This is a genomic window from Lysinibacillus sp. G01H (assembly GCF_028872195.1).
Taxonomy (GTDB): domain Bacteria; phylum Bacillota; class Bacilli; order Bacillales_A; family Planococcaceae; genus Lysinibacillus; species Lysinibacillus capsici.
In genome coordinates this window covers 1-22,391 of sequence record NZ_CP118397.1, presented here as the reverse complement: position 1 = coordinate 22,391, position 22,391 = coordinate 1, and the positions used below count along the sequence as shown (strand labels likewise).

8 protein-coding genes, 2 tRNA genes, 5 rRNA genes and 1 pseudogene are annotated in these 22,391 nt (G+C 42.7%); all 16 read right to left on the bottom strand.

The genetic code is table 11. The features are described 5' to 3' along the window. Positions 1–61: 61 nt before the first annotated feature. Positions 62–2,989 (bottom strand): 23S ribosomal RNA (locus PSR12_RS00080). Positions 2,990–3,170: 181 nt separating this feature from the next. Further along, positions 3,171–4,722: ribosomal RNA gene (locus PSR12_RS00075) — 16S ribosomal RNA — on the bottom strand. The 16S and 23S rRNA genes sit together here, the layout of an rRNA operon. Before the next feature lie 305 nt (positions 4,723–5,027). Then, positions 5,028–5,921: a patatin-like phospholipase family protein gene (locus PSR12_RS00070; RefSeq protein WP_221683486.1), complete on the bottom strand. Its 894-nt coding sequence runs from the start codon at positions 5,919–5,921 to the stop codon at positions 5,028–5,030. A gap of 616 nt (positions 5,922–6,537) precedes the next feature. Then, positions 6,538–6,994 (bottom strand): annotated as a pseudogene (gene tnpA, locus PSR12_RS00065) (IS200/IS605 family transposase). A 77-nt stretch (positions 6,995–7,071) separates the two neighbouring features. Continuing rightward, positions 7,072–7,187 (bottom strand): 5S ribosomal RNA (gene rrf / locus PSR12_RS00060). A gap of 111 nt (positions 7,188–7,298) precedes the next feature. After that, positions 7,299–10,226 (bottom strand): 23S ribosomal RNA (locus PSR12_RS00055). Between the two features lie 89 nt (positions 10,227–10,315). Beyond that, positions 10,316–10,391, bottom strand: a tRNA-Ala gene (locus PSR12_RS00050). 12 nt (positions 10,392–10,403) lie between these two features. Continuing rightward, positions 10,404–10,480, bottom strand: a tRNA-Ile gene (locus PSR12_RS00045). 94 nt (positions 10,481–10,574) lie between these two features. Next, a 16S ribosomal RNA gene (locus tag PSR12_RS00040) occupies positions 10,575–12,126 on the bottom strand. A gap of 411 nt (positions 12,127–12,537) precedes the next feature. Continuing rightward, positions 12,538–13,617, bottom strand: a complete 1,080-nt coding sequence (locus PSR12_RS00035; protein ID WP_221682478.1) for an HD-GYP domain-containing protein — start codon at positions 13,615–13,617, stop codon at positions 12,538–12,540. Positions 13,618–13,759: 142 nt separating this feature from the next. After that, positions 13,760–16,225: a DNA gyrase subunit A gene (gene gyrA, locus PSR12_RS00030; RefSeq protein ID WP_221682477.1), complete on the bottom strand. Its 2,466-nt coding sequence runs from the start codon at positions 16,223–16,225 to the stop codon at positions 13,760–13,762. 25 nt (positions 16,226–16,250) lie between these two features. Further along, complete coding sequence (gene gyrB / locus PSR12_RS00025) at positions 16,251–18,185, bottom strand: DNA topoisomerase (ATP-hydrolyzing) subunit B (RefSeq protein ID WP_221682476.1); 1,935 nt, start codon at positions 18,183–18,185, stop codon at positions 16,251–16,253. A 93-nt stretch (positions 18,186–18,278) separates the two neighbouring features. Continuing rightward, complete coding sequence (gene recF / locus PSR12_RS00020) at positions 18,279–19,394, bottom strand: DNA replication/repair protein RecF (RefSeq protein WP_004233301.1); 1,116 nt, start codon at positions 19,392–19,394, stop codon at positions 18,279–18,281. A gap of 3 nt (positions 19,395–19,397) precedes the next feature. Then, positions 19,398–19,622 (bottom strand): S4 domain-containing protein YaaA, encoded by a 225-nt coding sequence (yaaA, locus tag PSR12_RS00015; protein ID WP_004233303.1) that lies wholly within the window; start codon positions 19,620–19,622, stop codon positions 19,398–19,400. A gap of 113 nt (positions 19,623–19,735) precedes the next feature. Continuing rightward, positions 19,736–20,872: a DNA polymerase III subunit beta gene (gene dnaN / locus PSR12_RS00010; protein ID WP_004233305.1), complete on the bottom strand. Its 1,137-nt coding sequence runs from the start codon at positions 20,870–20,872 to the stop codon at positions 19,736–19,738. Positions 20,873–21,041: 169 nt separating this feature from the next. Then, a complete protein-coding gene (dnaA, locus tag PSR12_RS00005) occupies positions 21,042–22,391 on the bottom strand; it encodes a chromosomal replication initiator protein DnaA (RefSeq protein WP_004233307.1) in 1,350 nt (449 codons plus the stop codon).

The window sequence follows — 22,391 nt, the reverse complement described above, 5'->3', positions numbered from 1 at the left end:
TAATTGAAAGATTTGTTCTTTCAAAACTGGATAAACGGTGCATTGAATGCTTCAAACTTTTTTGGTTAAGTCCTCGATCGATTAGTATTCGTCAGCTCCATGTGTCACCACACTTCCACCTCGAACCTATCTACCTCATCGTCTTTGAGGGATCTTACTTACTTGCGTAATGGGAAATCTCATCTTGAGGGGGGCTTCATGCTTAGATGCTTTCAGCACTTATCCCGTCCACACATAGCTACCCAGCAATGCCTTTGGCAAGACAACTGGTACACCAGCGGTGTGTCCATCCCGGTCCTCTCGTACTAAGGACAGCTCCTCTCAAATTTCCTACGCCCACGACGGATAGGGACCGAACTGTCTCACGACGTTCTGAACCCAGCTCGCGTACCGCTTTAATGGGCGAACAGCCCAACCCTTGGGACCGACTACAGCCCCAGGATGCGATGAGCCGACATCGAGGTGCCAAACCTCCCCGTCGATGTGGACTCTTGGGGGAGATAAGCCTGTTATCCCCGGGGTAGCTTTTATCCGTTGAGCGATGGCCCTTCCATGCGGAACCACCGGATCACTAAGCCCGTCTTTCGACCCTGCTCGACTTGTAGGTCTCGCAGTCAAGCTCCCTTGTGCCTTTACACTCTACGAATGATTTCCAACCATTCTGAGGGAACCTTTGGGCGCCTCCGTTACCTTTTAGGAGGCGACCGCCCCAGTCAAACTGTCCGCCTGACACTGTCTCCTGCCCCGCTAAGGGGCATGGGTTAGAATTTCAATACAACCAGGGTAGTATCCCACCGACGCCTCCTTCGAAGCTGGCGCTCCGAGATCTCTGGCTCCTACCTATCCTGTACAAGTTGTACCAAAATTCAATATCAGGCTACAGTAAAGCTCCACGGGGTCTTTCCGTCCTGTCGCGGGTAACCTGCATCTTCACAGGTACTATAATTTCACCGAGTCTCTCGTTGAGACAGTGCCCAGATCGTTACGCCTTTCGTGCGGGTCGGAACTTACCCGACAAGGAATTTCGCTACCTTAGGACCGTTATAGTTACGGCCGCCGTTTACTGGGGCTTCAATTCGCAGCTTCGCTTGCGCTAACCACTCCTCTTAACCTTCCAGCACCGGGCAGGCGTCAGCCCCTATACGTCACCTTACGGTTTTGCAGAGACCTGTGTTTTTGCTAAACAGTCGCCTGGGCCTATTCACTGCGGCTCTCATGCGCTTGCACGCTCAAGAGCACCCCTTCTCCCGAAGTTACGGGGTCATTTTGCCGAGTTCCTTAACGAGAGTTCTCTCGCACACCTTAGGATTCTCTCCTCGACTACCTGTGTCGGTTTGCGGTACGGGCACCTCTCACCTCGATAGAGGCTTTTCTTGGCAGTGTGAAATCAGGAACTTCGTCCATACGGACTCGCCATCACAGCTCAACGTTACAGTGTGCGGATTTGCCTACACACACGCCTTACTGCTTGGACGCGCACAACCAACGGCGCGCTTACCCTATCCTACTGCGTCCCCCCATTTCTCAAACGGTGAGGAGGTGGTACAGGAATATCAACCTGTTGTCCATCGCCTACGCCTATCGGCCTCGGCTTAGGTCCCGACTAACCCTGAGCGGACGAGCCTTCCTCAGGAAACCTTAGTCATACGGTGGACGGGATTCTCACCCGTCTTTCGCTACTCATACCGGCATTCTCACTTCTAAGCGCTCCACCAGTCCTTCCGGTCTGACTTCAACGCACTTAGAACGCTCTCCTACCACTGACATCGTAGATGTCAATCCACAGCTTCGGTGAATCGTTTAGCCCCGATACATTTTCGGCGCAGCGTCACTCGACCAGTGAGCTATTACGCACTCTTTAAATGATGGCTGCTTCTAAGCCAACATCCTGGTTGTCTGTGCAACGCCACATCCTTTTCCACTTAACGATTACTTTGGGACCTTAGCTGGTGGTCTGGGCTGTTTCCCTTTTGACTACGGATCTTATCACTCGCAGTCTGACTCCCGTGTATAAATATCTGGCATTCGGAGTTTGTCTGAATTCGGTAAACCGGGATGGCCCCCTAGTCCAAACAGTGCTCTACCTCCAGTATTCTCATCACGAGGCTAGCCCTAAAGCTATTTCGGAGAGAACCAGCTATCTCCAAGTTCGATTGGAATTTCTCCGCTACCCACACCTCATCCCCGCACTTTTCAACGTGCGTGGGTTCGGGCCTCCAGTAAGTGTTACCTCACCTTCACCCTGGACATGGGTAGATCACCTGGTTTCGGGTCTACGACCACGTACTATTTCGCCCTATTCAGACTCGCTTTCGCTGCGGCTCCGCCTTCTAAAGCTTAACCTCGCACGTAATCGTAACTCGCCGGTTCATTCTACAAAAGGCACGCTATCACCCATTAACGGGCTCTAACTACTTGTAGGCACACGGTTTCAGGATCTCTTTCACTCCCCTTCCGGGGTGCTTTTCACCTTTCCCTCACGGTACTGGTTCACTATCGGTCACTAGGTAGTATTTAGCCTTGGGAGATGGTCCTCCCGGATTCCGACGGAATTTCACGTGTTCCGCCGTACTCAGGATCCACTCAGGAGAGAACGAACTTTCGACTACAGGGCTTTTACCTGCTCTGGCGGACCTTTCCAAGTCGCTTCATCTAACTCGCTCTTTTGTAACTCCGTATTGAGTGTCCTACAACCCCAAGAGGCAAGCCTCTTGGTTTGGGCTCTTCCCGTTTCGCTCGCCGCTACTCAGGGAATCGATTTTTCTTTCTCTTCCTCCAGGTACTTAGATGTTTCAGTTCCCTGGGTCTGCCTTCAAGACGCTATGTATTCACGTCAAGATACTACGCGATTAAACGTAGTGGGTTCCCCCATTCGGAAATCTCCGGATCAAAGCTCACTTACAGCTCCCCGAAGCATATCGGTGTTAGTGCCGTCCTTCTTCGGCTCCTAGTGCCAAGGCATTCGCCGTGCGCCCTTAATAACTTAACCAAGTTATTAAGCCTATAAAAAACTTAAAAAATAAATGTGTTTGTTACAATTTCAATGTCGTTTTATCCAGTTTTCAAAGAACAAGTTTTGAAGTGTTTCATTCAGATAGAATGAACCTTCAAAACTGAACGCAAAACGTAATCGTACAAACCCAAGGTTTGTATTCCGAAATAATCCTTAGAAAGGAGGTGATCCAGCCGCACCTTCCGATACGGCTACCTTGTTACGACTTCACCCCAATCATCTATCCCACCTTCGGCGGCTGGCTCCAAAAGGTTACCTCACCGACTTCGGGTGTTACAAACTCTCGTGGTGTGACGGGCGGTGTGTACAAGGCCCGGGAACGTATTCACCGCGGCATGCTGATCCGCGATTACTAGCGATTCCGGCTTCATGTAGGCGAGTTGCAGCCTACAATCCGAACTGAGAACGACTTTATCGGATTAGCTCCCTCTCGCGAGTTGGCAACCGTTTGTATCGTCCATTGTAGCACGTGTGTAGCCCAGGTCATAAGGGGCATGATGATTTGACGTCATCCCCACCTTCCTCCGGTTTGTCACCGGCAGTCACCTTAGAGTGCCCAACTAAATGATGGCAACTAAGATCAAGGGTTGCGCTCGTTGCGGGACTTAACCCAACATCTCACGACACGAGCTGACGACAACCATGCACCACCTGTCACCGTTGCCCCCGAAGGGGAAACTATATCTCTACAGTGGTCAACGGGATGTCAAGACCTGGTAAGGTTCTTCGCGTTGCTTCGAATTAAACCACATGCTCCACCGCTTGTGCGGGCCCCCGTCAATTCCTTTGAGTTTCAGTCTTGCGACCGTACTCCCCAGGCGGAGTGCTTAATGCGTTAGCTGCAGCACTAAGGGGCGGAAACCCCCTAACACTTAGCACTCATCGTTTACGGCGTGGACTACCAGGGTATCTAATCCTGTTTGCTCCCCACGCTTTCGCGCCTCAGCGTCAGTTACAGACCAGAAAGTCGCCTTCGCCACTGGTGTTCCTCCAAATCTCTACGCATTTCACCGCTACACTTGGAATTCCACTTTCCTCTTCTGCACTCAAGTCCCCCAGTTTCCAATGACCCTCCACGGTTGAGCCGTGGGCTTTCACATCAGACTTAAAGGACCGCCTGCGCGCGCTTTACGCCCAATAATTCCGGACAACGCTTGCCACCTACGTATTACCGCGGCTGCTGGCACGTAGTTAGCCGTGGCTTTCTAATAAGGTACCGTCAAGGTACAGCCAGTTACTACTGTACTTGTTCTTCCCTTACAACAGAGTTTTACGATCCGAAAACCTTCTTCACTCACGCGGCGTTGCTCCATCAGGCTTTCGCCCATTGTGGAAGATTCCCTACTGCTGCCTCCCGTAGGAGTCTGGGCCGTGTCTCAGTCCCAGTGTGGCCGATCACCCTCTCAGGTCGGCTACGCATCGTCGCCTTGGTGAGCCGTTACCTCACCAACTAGCTAATGCGCCGCGGGCCCATCCTATAGCGACAGCCGAAACCGTCTTTCAGTCCTTCACCATGAAGTAAAGGAGATTATTCGGTATTAGCCCCGGTTTCCCGGAGTTATCCCAAACTACAAGGTAGGTTGCCCACGTGTTACTCACCCGTCCGCCGCTAACGTCAAAGGAGCAAGCTCCTTTTCTGTTCGCTCGACTTGCATGTATTAGGCACGCCGCCAGCGTTCGTCCTGAGCCAGGATCAAACTCTCCATAAAAGAAATTTGATTAGCTCAAATTGTTTTGCTGGCATCATGTTTGATGTCCAAAATTGTGTTTCGTTCGCTAGTAAAACTAGCTACTTAAAACTTTATTGATTACGTTTTGCTTGTTCAGTTTTCAAGGTTCATTTTGTTTACTCTTCTGTAAGAGTTAACTTTTATATAATAACATGTTTTATATTTAATGTCAAACAGTTATTTTATTTTATATTTTAGTAGCTGCGTATCTCAACAGCAACTTTTATATAATAACACCCTATTTGTCATTGGTCAATAGTTTTATAATTAATTTTTAAAAATAATTATAACCTCAACCTTGGCCAATTTCGTAAAAATTGAATTGTACGGTTTCTTCCTATTTCTAATAGAGTTTCTTTTGTTTCTTCATTTAAATCAAATTGGGTAGCACTATAATCTTCTACAGGAATAAAAATAATATCTCTTTCATGTCGTCTTGATATATACCTTTCATCATGAGCATCTTTCATAGTTGAAAATAGTGCCTCAAATAAATTTAGACCATTCTTAATTTCTTGAGGACATTGTTCTTCTCTACTTCTGCTCAGTTTCAGGCCTAAAATCGGACGTACTTTCCGACCTTCTTTATCATCGAATATCCATAGTGGAAAATTACTTAAAACACCACCATCCACTATAACCGATTCACCCTTCCCAGTCTTTAATGTAACTGGTTCAAAGAAAAAAGGTATACCACAACTCATGCGTAACGCACAAGCAACTGAAAAATTCTTTGCTTCAATTTGATATTTATGCAAATCGTCTGGTAAAACAATCATTCTACCATTGGTTAAATCTGAAGCTACTAACTTAAGTGAATCTTTAGGCAGATCACCAAAAGTGTATACTCCTTTTGCTGCTAGCTTTTGGAAAAACCATTTTTCTAAGGCCTTTCCTTTATAGAGACCTAAATGATTATAAACATTTACCCATTTCATAAAAGGAAAAGGTAAAATTGTTCTTCTTGGATCTAGTAATGAAGGAACATCTAACTCTTCTAGCATCATTTCTATCTCTTTTCCACTATATCCTGCAGCAATAAAGGCAGCTAAAATGGCACCTGCACTTGTACCAGCTACACGTTTAAATCGAAAATGTTCAGCTTCTAGTACTTGATATGCCCCTACTAATGCAAAGCCCTTCAAACCGCCACCAGAAAACACGCCATCAATCCACAAAATTTCCTCTCCTTTTTGATGTAATCTTTACAGTATAAGGATGAAGAATGACGAATAGAACTAGATTTTCTATTTTTTTGACGATTCTTATGTAGATAGTAGCAAACTCTAACGAAGTGTTTAGCTAAAATTCAATTACAGTAACATATAAGAATATGCAGCGAAATATGGTTATTCTAAGAAATGTATAGAGCTACTTAAATCATAGTTTATGTTGCAACAATAATTTCAGTTTCAAAAATTTTTAGTGTAGAACATATTTTTAATAAGAAAAATAAAGGGCATAAGCCCCCAACAGTAATGAAAGCTCTTATCTATATTAACTATGTCTTATAAGGGTGTACTGGTGGTATTAATATTATTTAATTGAAAAAAAGTTACGCTGTTGTTTACGTCTAATTTTATCCTTTCACTGAAGGCTTGATGAAGGCTTGAAAATTTTAAACTGACTTAGTTAATAGCTTTCTAACCCCTCCTATATAGTGCTAAGATTACAATGAATCAGAACCACCAGTCTAACTGGTGGTTTGCTCTACGCGTGAAACGCTGGGGTACTGGCCCATGTCTAAAGACACGCTGAAAGGTCCGCCAACCGCACTCCGTTTTCACGCTACCACTAAGGTGGTTTTATTATTTTTGCTTGTATTTCTTCTCCTGTAAATGGATCAATGAATTCTTTCATGGTCGTTTGATCCTCAAGAATATCCTCTTGCAATTGATTTTTTATATATTCCTGTATGATTTTTCTGTTTCGTTCTACTGTATCTAAATAATATCCGCGACACCAAAACTCCCCATTTCCATATCTCTATTTCAGGTTCGTATGGCAATCGAATATCATTAAACTACTCTTCCCTTTCAAATAACCCACAAACGATGAAACACTTATTTTGGGCGGAATCTCATCAACATACGAATATGATCAGGATAGGCTGTAGCTTCAATGATTTCGACTCCTTTTCTTTCACATAACTGGCGAAGAATTCTACCTATATCTGCCTTCTATATTTTGGCGCAAAGACGATGTGATACTTACAATTCCATGTAGTGTGTGCTAAATTTTTATTATTCATTGAGAGCCTCTCGCATAGCAAGGGGTTTTCAAAAGATACAATAAAAAAACAGTCAGCGCACAGCTGACTGTTTTGTTGCCTAGCGACGTCCTACTCTCACAGGGGGAAGCCCCCAACTACCATCGGCGCTAAAGAGCTTAACTTCCGTGTTCGGTATGGGAACGGGTGTGACCTCTTTGCCATCATCACTAGACTATTTGAAAGACAATACTTATTATAACATATCTTATAAAAATTACAAGTATATTCTAATATTTTATTCTTTCAAAACTGGATAAACGGTGCATTGAATGTTTCAAACGTTTTGGTTAAGTCCTCGATCGATTAGTATTCGTCAGCTCCATGTGTCACCACACTTCCACCTCGAACCTATCTACCTCATCGTCTTTGAGGGATCTTACTTACTTGCGTAATGGGAAATCTCATCTTGAGGGGGGCTTCATGCTTAGATGCTTTCAGCACTTATCCCGTCCACACATAGCTACCCAGCAATGCCTTTGGCAAGACAACTGGTACACCAGCGGTGTGTCCATCCCGGTCCTCTCGTACTAAGGACAGCTCCTCTCAAATTTCCTACGCCCACGACGGATAGGGACCGAACTGTCTCACGACGTTCTGAACCCAGCTCGCGTACCGCTTTAATGGGCGAACAGCCCAACCCTTGGGACCGACTACAGCCCCAGGATGCGATGAGCCGACATCGAGGTGCCAAACCTCCCCGTCGATGTGGACTCTTGGGGGAGATAAGCCTGTTATCCCCGGGGTAGCTTTTATCCGTTGAGCGATGGCCCTTCCATGCGGAACCACCGGATCACTAAGCCCGTCTTTCGACCCTGCTCGACTTGTAGGTCTCGCAGTCAAGCTCCCTTGTGCCTTTACACTCTACGAATGATTTCCAACCATTCTGAGGGAACCTTTGGGCGCCTCCGTTACCTTTTAGGAGGCGACCGCCCCAGTCAAACTGTCCGCCTGACACTGTCTCCTGCCCCGCTAAGGGGCATGGGTTAGAATTTCAATACAACCAGGGTAGTATCCCACCGACGCCTCCTTCGAAGCTGGCGCTCCGAGATCTCTGGCTCCTACCTATCCTGTACAAGTTGTACCAAAATTCAATATCAGGCTACAGTAAAGCTCCACGGGGTCTTTCCGTCCTGTCGCGGGTAACCTGCATCTTCACAGGTACTATAATTTCACCGAGTCTCTCGTTGAGACAGTGCCCAGATCGTTACGCCTTTCGTGCGGGTCGGAACTTACCCGACAAGGAATTTCGCTACCTTAGGACCGTTATAGTTACGGCCGCCGTTTACTGGGGCTTCAATTCGCAGCTTCGCTTGCGCTAACCACTCCTCTTAACCTTCCAGCACCGGGCAGGCGTCAGCCCCTATACGTCACCTTACGGTTTTGCAGAGACCTGTGTTTTTGCTAAACAGTCGCCTGGGCCTATTCACTGCGGCTCTCATGCGCTTGCACGCTCAAGAGCACCCCTTCTCCCGAAGTTACGGGGTCATTTTGCCGAGTTCCTTAACGAGAGTTCTCTCGCACACCTTAGGATTCTCTCCTCGACTACCTGTGTCGGTTTGCGGTACGGGCACCTCTCACCTCGATAGAGGCTTTTCTTGGCAGTGTGAAATCAGGAACTTCGTCCATACGGACTCGCCATCACAGCTCAACGTTACAGTGTGCGGATTTGCCTACACACACGCCTTACTGCTTGGACGCGCACAACCAACGGCGCGCTTACCCTATCCTACTGCGTCCCCCCATTTCTCAAACGGTGAGGAGGTGGTACAGGAATATCAACCTGTTGTCCATCGCCTACGCCTATCGGCCTCGGCTTAGGTCCCGACTAACCCTGAGCGGACGAGCCTTCCTCAGGAAACCTTAGTCATACGGTGGACGGGATTCTCACCCGTCTTTCGCTACTCATACCGGCATTCTCACTTCTAAGCGCTCCACCAGTCCTTCCGGTCTGACTTCAACGCACTTAGAACGCTCTCCTACCACTGACATCGTAGATGTCAATCCACAGCTTCGGTGAATCGTTTAGCCCCGATACATTTTCGGCGCAGCGTCACTCGACCAGTGAGCTATTACGCACTCTTTAAATGATGGCTGCTTCTAAGCCAACATCCTGGTTGTCTGTGCAACGCCACATCCTTTTCCACTTAACGATTACTTTGGGACCTTAGCTGGTGGTCTGGGCTGTTTCCCTTTTGACTACGGATCTTATCACTCGCAGTCTGACTCCCGTGTATAAATATCTGGCATTCGGAGTTTGTCTGAATTCGGTAAACCGGGATGGCCCCCTAGTCCAAACAGTGCTCTACCTCCAGTATTCTCATCACGAGGCTAGCCCTAAAGCTATTTCGGAGAGAACCAGCTATCTCCAAGTTCGATTGGAATTTCTCCGCTACCCACACCTCATCCCCGCACTTTTCAACGTGCGTGGGTTCGGGCCTCCAGTAAGTGTTACCTCACCTTCACCCTGGACATGGGTAGATCACCTGGTTTCGGGTCTACGACCACGTACTATTTCGCCCTATTCAGACTCGCTTTCGCTGCGGCTCCGCCTTCTAAAGCTTAACCTCGCACGTAATCGTAACTCGCCGGTTCATTCTACAAAAGGCACGCTATCACCCATTAACGGGCTCTAACTACTTGTAGGCACACGGTTTCAGGATCTCTTTCACTCCCCTTCCGGGGTGCTTTTCACCTTTCCCTCACGGTACTGGTTCACTATCGGTCACTAGGTAGTATTTAGCCTTGGGAGATGGTCCTCCCGGATTCCGACGGAATTTCACGTGTTCCGCCGTACTCAGGATCCACTCAGGAGAGAACGAACTTTCGACTACAGGGCTTTTACCTGCTCTGGCGGACCTTTCCAAGTCGCTTCATCTAACTCGCTCTTTTGTAACTCCGTATTGAGTGTCCTACAACCCCAAGAGGCAAGCCTCTTGGTTTGGGCTCTTCCCGTTTCGCTCGCCGCTACTCAGGGAATCGATTTTTCTTTCTCTTCCTCCAGGTACTTAGATGTTTCAGTTCCCTGGGTCTGCCTTCAAGACGCTATGTATTCACGTCAAGATACTACGCGATTAAACGTAGTGGGTTCCCCCATTCGGAAATCTCCGGATCAAAGCTCACTTACAGCTCCCCGAAGCATATCGGTGTTAGTGCCGTCCTTCTTCGGCTCCTAGTGCCAAGGCATTCGCCGTGCGCCCTTAATAACTTAACCAAGTTATTAAGCCTATAAAAAACTTAAAAAATAAATGTGTTTGTTACAATTTCAATGTCGTTTTATCCAGTTTTCAAAGAACAAAAAAATGGTGGAGCCTAGCGGGATCGAACCGCTGACCTCCTGCGTGCAAGGCAGGCGCTCTCCCAGCTGAGCTAAGGCCCCAAGAGGTATATATGGTGGGCCTAAATGGACTCGAACCATCGACCTCACGCTTATCAGGCGTGCGCTCTAACCAGCTGAGCTATAGGCCCTCTTGGAAGTTTTATTAAATTTCATAAACCTTCAAAACTGAACGCAAAACGTAATCGTACAAACCCAAGGTTTGTATTCCGAAATAATCCTTAGAAAGGAGGTGATCCAGCCGCACCTTCCGATACGGCTACCTTGTTACGACTTCACCCCAATCATCTATCCCACCTTCGGCGGCTGGCTCCAAAAGGTTACCTCACCGACTTCGGGTGTTACAAACTCTCGTGGTGTGACGGGCGGTGTGTACAAGGCCCGGGAACGTATTCACCGCGGCATGCTGATCCGCGATTACTAGCGATTCCGGCTTCATGTAGGCGAGTTGCAGCCTACAATCCGAACTGAGAACGACTTTATCGGATTAGCTCCCTCTCGCGAGTTGGCAACCGTTTGTATCGTCCATTGTAGCACGTGTGTAGCCCAGGTCATAAGGGGCATGATGATTTGACGTCATCCCCACCTTCCTCCGGTTTGTCACCGGCAGTCACCTTAGAGTGCCCAACTAAATGATGGCAACTAAGATCAAGGGTTGCGCTCGTTGCGGGACTTAACCCAACATCTCACGACACGAGCTGACGACAACCATGCACCACCTGTCACCGTTGCCCCCGAAGGGGAAACTATATCTCTACAGTGGTCAACGGGATGTCAAGACCTGGTAAGGTTCTTCGCGTTGCTTCGAATTAAACCACATGCTCCACCGCTTGTGCGGGCCCCCGTCAATTCCTTTGAGTTTCAGTCTTGCGACCGTACTCCCCAGGCGGAGTGCTTAATGCGTTAGCTGCAGCACTAAGGGGCGGAAACCCCCTAACACTTAGCACTCATCGTTTACGGCGTGGACTACCAGGGTATCTAATCCTGTTTGCTCCCCACGCTTTCGCGCCTCAGCGTCAGTTACAGACCAGAAAGTCGCCTTCGCCACTGGTGTTCCTCCAAATCTCTACGCATTTCACCGCTACACTTGGAATTCCACTTTCCTCTTCTGCACTCAAGTCCCCCAGTTTCCAATGACCCTCCACGGTTGAGCCGTGGGCTTTCACATCAGACTTAAAGGACCGCCTGCGCGCGCTTTACGCCCAATAATTCCGGACAACGCTTGCCACCTACGTATTACCGCGGCTGCTGGCACGTAGTTAGCCGTGGCTTTCTAATAAGGTACCGTCAAGGTACAGCCAGTTACTACTGTACTTGTTCTTCCCTTACAACAGAGTTTTACGATCCGAAAACCTTCTTCACTCACGCGGCGTTGCTCCATCAGGCTTTCGCCCATTGTGGAAGATTCCCTACTGCTGCCTCCCGTAGGAGTCTGGGCCGTGTCTCAGTCCCAGTGTGGCCGATCACCCTCTCAGGTCGGCTACGCATCGTCGCCTTGGTGAGCCGTTACCTCACCAACTAGCTAATGCGCCGCGGGCCCATCCTATAGCGACAGCCGAAACCGTCTTTCAGTCTCTCGCCATGAAGCAAGAGAGATTATTCGGTATTAGCCCCGGTTTCCCGGAGTTATCCCAAACTACAAGGTAGGTTGCCCACGTGTTACTCACCCGTCCGCCGCTAACGTCAAAGGAGCAAGCTCCTTTTCTGTTCGCTCGACTTGCATGTATTAGGCACGCCGCCAGCGTTCGTCCTGAGCCAGGATCAAACTCTCCATAAAAGAAATTTGATTAGCTCAAATTGTTTTGCTGGCATCATGTTTGATGTCCAAAATTGTGTTTCGTTCACTAACCGAAGCTAGTTACTTAAAACTTTATTGATTACGTTTTGCTTGTTCAGTTTTCAAGGTTCATGTTCTTTATTTCGTCGTCACCTCTTGGCGACTCATTTATAATATCAAGATTCAAAAACAAAGTCAACACTTTCTCCAAAAATATTTTAATACAATATATATAAATGTTTCAAAACACAATTATGGTTAAAATCCTCACTATTTAATTGATTAATATTGCGAAGTATTTCTTAAGGAAACTACTAATATCTCACCTATTTATACTAGCACTTGCGTAGAGTAAATCTCTTACCTGATAAAAAAAGGCAAACCACATAATATAGTTTGCCCCTTTATCTATTAATTAGTTATGATACGTGAAATATAGAAGCTACGATTTTTCCCTAAATCAAAAATTTCCCCTGAATGAATTAATTTAATAAGTGGTCGTGTTGGGGCAAATTTATTTACATACATTACTTCCCCACGTTCTAAATTAGAAAGTTCTACAATTGTACCTATTGGAAGATCTGCAACAATATCAATTAATGCACGTACTACTTTAATATCAAATTTACCAAACTCAGATTCATTGATCATTTCTATCACTTTAAATGAAGATTGTTTTGTTCTATACACTCGTTCACATGTCATAGCATGAAAAACGTCTGCAACAGCAATGATTTGTGCAAATATAGAAATATTTGCGATCTTTTCGTTCTTCGGATATCCACTACCATTTAAACGTTCATGATGTTGGAAGATTGCTTCTTTCATCGTTTCTTTTAAAATGGTCAAATCTTTCACCATATTATGGCTATAAATGGGATGTTTATAAATCTCATCATATTCTTGCTCTGTTAATGGTGTCTTCTTATCCCTGATACGGGGATGTACTTTAGCCATACCACAATCAGCTAATAAACCACCGATGGCTACTTGAATAGTTGTCCCTCTATCATAACCAAGTTTTTGAGCAATAACTGAGGCAATTAAACCAGTTGCTACACAATGATGATACAGGTAGTCTTTTGGATTTGAATACTCATTTAAATCAAAAATAATAGTACGATCTTCTAGTACCATCTCTACTAGAGGTAAAATAATTGTTCTGGCCTTTGCAATATCTACCTTGGCTCCCGCTTCCCAGTTTTTAAATTCTTTTTTAAACTGTTCAACAGAATGATTATAGATTTTTCTAAAAGTCGGAATTTCTTCTATTGTAACTTCGACATCGCTCTCATTCTTTTCTACACGAGTATCATTTTCACTTTTGTAAACGGGGACGGTGAAAATATTAAATGCATGAAAAACTTGTAAGTGTACATAAGAAATCATTGTATCTTTGAAAATAATCGGATACTGTGTATTAGCAAATATATCTTCAGAAATTACCTTGCCAACACCTAGCTCTGAAATTGGAACATGTATAGTTTCCACGGAATGAACACCTCTCCACTATTTTCTTGCTTCAAAATAAGGTATTTTCATTTTATCATGGAATTCAAAATAATTACTTATATTTCATTATTTACGTAAAAAAACCGATGACGACATTCAATAATGTCATCATCGGATTATATTATTCTTCGACTTCCTCTTCGTCTTCTAAAGACTCTTCTGCTTTTTCCACTTTAGCGACAGTTGCAACCAATTCGTCATCTCCTAGTCGAATTAAACGTACACCTTGCGTACTGCGCCCAATTAATGAAATATCGTTCACATCCATACGGATAAGCATACCATTAATAGTTATAAGCATTAAATCCTCAGAACCATCGACGGTTTTTACAGCCACCATTGGACCATTCTTATCTGTAATCTGGATAGTTTTCAGTCCTACTCCACCACGACTTTGTAAACGATAGTCCTCTTCAGAAGTACGTTTACCGTAACCTTTTTCAGTTACTACTAAAATTTCTTGCCCTGGCTCAACAATCTCCATACCAACTACTTCGTCACCATCACGTAGCTTAATGCCTCGTACACCACCAGCTGTACGGCCCATAGATCGAATGTCGTCTTCTTGGAAACGAACGAGCATGCCATCGCGTGTACCAATAATGACTTGTTTCTCTCCATCTGTAAGACGTACAGAAATAAGATCGTCGTCTTCTCTCAAGCTGATTGCGATTAAACCATTTGTTCGGATGTTAGCAAATTGCGATACAGGAGTACGTTTTGTAATACCTGTTTTTGTGGTAAAGATAAAGTAAGCATCGTCATCAAACGACGCAACACGAATCATAGCTGTTACTTTTTCGCCTTTTTCTATATTGAGCAAGTTTACGATAGGTAACCCTTTAGCAGTACGACCGAACTCAGGAATTTCATATCCTTTTGCTCTAAATACTTTACCTTTAGACGTGAAGAATAAAATTGTATCGTGGGTAGAAGTATTCATTAGATGCTCTACAAAGTCGTCTTCATTTGTACCCATTCCTTGTACACCACGACCACCACGCTTTTGACTACGATATGTATTCGCAGCTAAACGCTTTATATAGCCATTATGTGTTAAAGTAACAACTGAGTTTTCAACAGGAATTAAATCCTCATCCTCAATCATTTCAATTCCACCTGATGTAATCTCAGTACGGCGTATATCATTAAAACGTTCTTTCAACTCTAAGATTTCAGTACGAATAATATCTACAATTTTCTCTTCATCTGCTAAGATTGCCTTTAATTCAGCTATAAGAACTTGAAGCTCTTGATATTCTGCCTCAATTTTTTCACGTTCTAAGCCACTTAACCGAACGAGGCGCATATCTAAAATAGCTTGAGCCTGACGCTCAGATAAGTTAAAACGTTCCATTAATTGAGGTTTTGCTTCTTCACCACTACGTGAACCACGTATAATAGCGATTATTTCATCAATATGATCGAGTGCGATTCGTAAGCCCTCTAAAATGTGAGCGCGGTCTTCAGCTTTTCGAAGATCAAACTCTGTACGACGACGAATAATTACTTTTTGGTGTTCTAAATAATGGTATAGCATTTCTTTTAAGCCTAATACTTTAGGCTGACCATTTACTAAAGATAGCATATTGATACCGAAGCTAGATTGCATAGCTGTTTGTTTATATAAATTATTTAGTACAACATTAGCATTTGCATCTTTACGAACTTCAATCACTACACGCATACCACGACGGTCTGATTCATCACGTAAATTTGTGATTCCATCTATTTTTTTATCACGTACAAGCTCTGCAATTTTTTCAATGAGCTTAGCCTTATTCACTTGGTAAGGTAATTCATGAATAAGAATAGTTTCCTTACCATTTGCCTTTTGCTCAATTTCCACTTTCGCACGGATGATAATGGAACCTCGACCAGTTTCATAGGCTCTACGAATACCACTACGTCCTAAAATTAATCCACCAGTAGGAAAATCAGGGCCAGGAATGATTTCCATTAGCTCTTCAGTCGTAATGGCTGGATTTTCAGAAAGTGCTATAACAGCATCAATTGTTTCACCCAATTGATGTGGTGGAATATTTGTTGCCATACCTACAGCAATCCCTGCAGCACCGTTGACTAAAAGATTTGGATAGCGACTTGGTAAAACTATTGGTTCTTTTTCTGATCCATCATAGTTATCTGTATAGTCAATTGTATCTTTATTAATATCACGGAGCATTTCCATTGCTATTTTAGACATACGTGATTCTGTATATCGCATGGCTGCTGCGCCATCACCATCAACAGAGCCGAAGTTTCCGTGACCATCAACAAGCATGTAGCGATAGCTAAAATCTTGTGCCATACGTACCATTGCATCATAGATGGAAGAGTCACCATGTGGATGGTACTTACCCATTACATCCCCAACGATACGTGCTGACTTTTTGTAGGCTTTATCTGCTGTATTACCTAATTCCTGCATCCCATATAAAATACGACGATGAACTGGTTTTAATCCATCACGTACATCAGGTAATGCACGTGATACAATTACACTCATTGCATAATCAAGAAAGGATGTTTCAATTTCTTCTGTTATATTAATTCCTTTAACACCGGAGCGTTCTTGTTCTGACAAAGTGTAGACCTCCTCTCAAGAAAAATTAGATATCTAAATTAGCGTATACGGCATTTTCCTCGATAAATTGACGACGAGGTTCAACTTCATCGCCCATTAAACGTTCAAATGCTTGGTTTGCTTTAATTGCATCATCTAATTCTACTTGTAATAATGTACGGTACTCAGGATCCATTGTTGTTTCCCAAAGCTGCTCAGCGTTCATTTCACCAAGACCTTTATAACGCTGCACATTTGGTTTTGGCATTTTTGGTAGCCGTTCTAAAATTTCTTTTAATGTCTCTTCATCATAGCAGTACTCAATATGTTTACCTTGTTTCACTTGATAAAGTGGTGGCTGTGCAATATAAATATAGCCTGCTTCTATAAGTGGTCGAAGGAAACGGAAGAAGAATGTTAAAAGTAATGTACGAATATGTGCCCCATCGACATCGGCATCTGTCATGATAATGATTTTATGATAACGAGCTTTCTCTAAATTAAACTCCTCACCAATACCAGTGCCGAATGCTGTTATCATTGCACGGATTTCCGCATTCGATAAAATTTTATCTAGTCGAGCTTTCTCAACGTTAAGGATTTTACCTCGTAAAGGTAAAATTGCTTGAAAGTGTCGATCACGTCCAGATTTAGCCGAACCACCGGCAGAATCACCCTCAACAATATAAATTTCACAATCAGCTGGGTTAGTAGAAGAACAATCAGCTAATTTACCCGGTAAGCTAGATACTTCGAGAGCATTTTTACGACGAGTAAACTCACGTGCTTTTTTCGCAGCTACACGAGCACGTGCTGCCATTAATCCTTTTTCCACAATTTTTCGTGCAACCGTTGGATTTTCTAACATAAAACGCTCAAAGCCATCTGAGAACAAAGAATTGGTAATTTGACTTACTTCTGAATTCCCTAACTTTGTTTTTGTTTGTCCTTCAAATTGAGGATCTGGATGTTTAACAGAAACAATAGCTGTTAACCCTTCTCGTACATCCTCACCTGTAAGATTAGCGTCAGATTCTTTTAGTAATCCACTTTTTCGTGCATAGTCATTAATAACGCGTGTAAGGGCTGTTTTAAACCCTGATTCATGTGTACCGCCCTCATACGTATTAATGTTATTAGCAAATGAAAAAATATTAGAAGAGAATCCAGCATTATATTGCATAGCAATTTCTACTGTGATGCCATCCTTCTCTCCAAGAACATCAATTGGATCATGGATTGGGTCTTTAGATTGATTTAAATGCTCAACATAAGAACGAATACCACCTTCATAGTGGTATGTTGTTGAGCGAATCTCTTCTTCACGTTCATCAGCAATCGTAATCTTAATACCACGATTTAAATAAGCCAATTCTCTAATACGATGAGCTAAAATATCATATTCATAAACAGTTGTTTCTTTAAATATTTCTGGGTCAGCTTTAAAACGCGTTGTTGTACCATTATGATCTGTATCACCGATAACTGTTAATTCTTGAACTGTTTTTCCACGTTCAAATTTTATTTCATGGATATGACCTTCACGGTGTACTTGGACAATTGTTTCAATAGAAAGTGCATTTACTACTGATGCTCCAACTCCATGAAGACCACCAGAAACTTTATAACCTCCACCGCCAAATTTACCACCAGCATGTAAAACAGTCATAATAACTTCAACAGCCGGCTTACCCATTTTTTCTTGAATACTAACTGGAATACCTCGACCGTTATCTTCTACACGAATCCAGTTTTCTTTTTCAATTGTTACTTTTATATCTGTACAAAATCCTGCAAGTGCTTCATCGATACTATTATCAACAATTTCCCATACTAAATGGTGAAGCCCTTTAGAGCTAGTTGAACCGATATACATCCCTGGTCTTTTACGTACTGCTTCTAAACCTTCTAATACCTGTATCTGATCGGCCTCATAAGCTTGGTTTTGTAAACCTTCGTTCTCTATAGCCACGGCTTTCATCTACTCCTTCATAACATCATTGTGTGTAAATGAATGAACAGTCAACCGAGCTGACTATTACCATTCTTTTTGTAATCTAAAAAACTACCCTGGCTAACTTCTTTCAATCGCACCTTGTTTCACGTGGAACAGTTGAGCCTGTTCCATCGTTTCATGATGAATTCCTTCCACACTTGTGGTTGTTACAAAGGTTTGGACTTCACCCTGAATGGTATTTAATAAATGCGATTGGCGATAATCATCGAGTTCCGATAAAACATCATCTAAAAGTAGTATGGGTGTTTCTTTTGTTTCTTGTTTAATTAATTCAATTTCAGCAAGCTTTAAAGATAATGCAGTAGTTCGCTGTTGCCCTTGTGAACCATAAGTTTGGACATCATAGCCATTGACTAAAAACTGTAAATCATCTCGGTGTGGACCAACTAGTGTCACGCCTCTATCAAATTCACGTTCTCTCGCTTCAATTAATTTTTGATGTAAAGTATTTTCAATTTCACTAGTAGAGTGCTCTTTTTCAATACCAGCTACCGTACGATATTTTATAACAAGTGTTTCCTTACCTTGCGATATACCTGCGTGTATGGGTTCCGCCCACTCCTGCAATAAATCCATAAATTGAAATCTTTTACGAATAATTTGGGTAGCAGCGTGAATATATTGTTCATTGTAGACCTCATACATCACATCATTGGACATGGACTTGCCTTGGTTCATTTTTAAAAAATGGTTACGTTGTTTTAAAACTTTTTGAAAGGTTAATAAATCATGTAAATAGACAGGCGAAATTTGCCCAATCTCCATATCAATAAAACGCCGACGTATTTGCGGACTTCCCTTTACAACGTTCAAATCCTCTGGCGCAAACATAACGACATTCATTTGACCAATATAATGACTAAGGCGACTTTGCTCTATATGATTTATCTTGCCCTTTTTACCTTTCTTTGTAATCGTAAGTTCGATCGGTAAAATACCATGCCTTTTTTTAACGGCCCCTTCTATTTTACCATAGTCTGAATCCCAACGTATCAATTCTTTATCGTTCGTTGTTCGATGGGACTTAGCCATTGCTAAAACATAGATGGACTCCATAACATTTGTTTTTCCTTGTGCATTTTCACCAATGAAAACATTAATTTTTGGAGAGAAGTTTAAAGCTAAGGCATCATAGTTACGGTAATTTGTAAGTTTTATTTGCTCAATATACATAATTTATTGTCCAGTTGGTCCTATAATTTGAAAACGACCACATCCAGGAATATTTACAATATCTCCGTTACGTAATTTTCGACCTCGACGATCGTCTACTTCTCCATTTACATATACAGCATGTTCTTGTAAAAACCACTTGGCCATTCCACCTGAACTAATGGCATCAGTAATTTTTAAAAGTTGCCCTAACGTGATGAACTCCTCATCAATTTTAATGTCCTGCATAGTGTGTTCCCCTCCGAATACAGACTGTCTATCTCTCTATCATACCTAAAATTACGCCATAAGTAAAAAAAGATAGTCACTATGAGCGACTATCTTAACAGATCTTATATTCTTTAGTAAGTTCGTACAGGTAAAATTAATTGTAAAATAGCATCATCATGAACGGAACGTAAAATAAACGGTCTCATTGCCCCGGTAAATTGAATAACTACGTCTTGTCCATCTATTGCTTTTAATGCTTCCATCATATATTTTGCACTGAATGAAATTTTCAAACCTTCCCCTTCTAATGCTTCCACAGGAATTTCTTCTTGTACTTTACCGATTTCAGGAGAGTTAGAAGAAACTTCAACTGCTTGGTTATCTAAAATTTCAAAACGGACAACATTATTACGATCGCCTCGTGCAACAAGTGATGCACGGTCAATAGCTTGTAATAAAGATTTACCATTAATTGTTACATTCGTTTGATATTCTTCAGGAATTAAACGAGTTGTGTCAGGATAATTTCCTTCCAGTAAGCGAGAGAAGAATAATACATCACCAGTTTTAAATAATACTTGCTGACTTGTAATAACGATTTGGACAAGATTTGTAGAATCTTCAAGAACTTTATTTAATTCATTCAAACTTTTCCCTGGAATTACTACACTATGTTCAACTTCTGGTAAATTTTCGAGTTGCACTTTACGTCTTGCTAAACGATGGCTATCTGTTGCAACACAGATTAATGTTTCATTTTTGATCTGCCAGTTTACACCTGTCAACACGGGTCTACTTTCTGAAGTGGCAACAGCGAATACTGTTTCACGGATAATTGTTTTTAAGAGATCAGCAGGAATAGTAAATTTTTGATCTTCTGTAAGCTCTGGTAACAAAGGATACTCTGCTGCATCTGAGCCAATTAAATGGAATTCCGATTTCCCTGAACGAATATGCGTTTGGAAACCAGGTGTTACTTGTATTTCAACATCGTTTGTTGGTAATTTACGTACGATTTCATTAAACATACGTGCTTGTACAACAATTGAACCTGTTTCTGTAATGTGAATAATTTGTTGTCCATCTTCTTCTACTGGAATAAATGTTTGAATAGTTATATCAGCATCACTACCAGTTAAGCGGATACCTTCCTCTGTTACATCAATTTTAATCCCAGTTAAAATTGGAATAGTTGTTTTTGAACTTACTGCTTTCATGACATCATTTAAACCTTCTAATAAACGGTCACGTAAAATATCAAATTTCATTCGTTTTCCCTCACATATTTATATTATTTATTTATATAAAATAAAAAGATATAGTAATAGGCCCTGTGGATTTGTGGATAAGTGTATTTATATGAATAAAATCAGTCTATCCACATGTAGATAGACTGTGTATAAGTTTGTGTTTAAATAGTTAGTTTGTCCACAGCAATTACTTGCCTAGCATACTACGAATTTGTTTAACATCTTGTTGAAGTTGCACGTCATTTTTCAACATAGAAGATATTTTTTCGTGCGCATGTATGACAGTCGTATGGTCGCGGCCGCCAAATTCTTCGCCAATTTTTGGCAGCGAAAAATCTGTCAACTCGCGTGATAAGTACATAGCGATTTGACGTGGAAAAGCAATTAATTTAGTACGTTTTTTGGCAGCGAAATCTTCCAAACGTATACTAAAATGTTCCCCTACTGCATTTTGAATGTCTAATATTGTCACTGTTCGCGGTTTTGAATTAGGAATGATATCCTTCAAGGCCTCGGCAGCTAATGTCGCAGTAATATCTTTGTTTACAAGTGATGAGTAGGCAACGACGCGAATAAGCGCACCTTCAAGCTCCCTAATATTGGAGTCGATCTGGTTCGCAATATAAAGCATTACTTCATTTGGTACCTCTAAACCGTCTGCTTTTGCTTTTTTACGCAAAATAGCGATACGAGTTTCCAAATCGGGCGGCGCAATATCAGTTATTAACCCCCATTCGAAACGTGAACGGAGCCGATCTTCTAAAGTTGGAATCTCCTTAGGAGGCCGGTCACTTGAAATAACAATTTGTTTGGATTCTTCATGTAAAGTATTAAACGTGTGGAAAAATTCTTCTTGAGTTGATTCTTTTCCAGCAAGGAATTGAATATCATCAATTAGCAGTACATCCACGTTGCGGTACTTATTGCGAAAATCAAGTGCTTTGTTATCACGAATTGAGTTAATAAATTCATTTGTAAATTTCTCGGATGATAAATACACTACTTTTGCATTTGGATTATGCTCTAGTACATAATGACCAATAGCGTGCATTAAGTGCGTTTTACCTAGCCCTACTCCCCCATAAATAAAGAATGGATTGTATGCCTTAGCAGGTGCTTCAGCTACAGCTAACGAAGCTGCATGTGCAAAGCGGTTACCAGAGCCAATAACAAACGTATCAAAAGTATATTTCGGGTTTAACATACCTGGTGAAATATCATGATGTTCATTATTTTTTGCTTGGATAATCGGCGCTGGCAAATCAAAATCGTCCGAATCCTGGTTTTTTTGAACAACAAATTTAATAAGCAAGTCTTCGCCTGTTAGCTCCGTTAATATACCTGTAATCAAATGAATATAATGATTTTCAAGCCAGTCTCGAGCAAACGAATTTGGCGCAGCAATTGTCACAGTGGACCCACTACCATTGTAAGATAGTAACTTCGTAGACTTTAGCCACGTTTCGAAGCTTGGTTTAGAAATTTTTTGTTCAACTTGAGCCAGGACATTGTTCCATAGTTCTTCTAAATGTTCCAA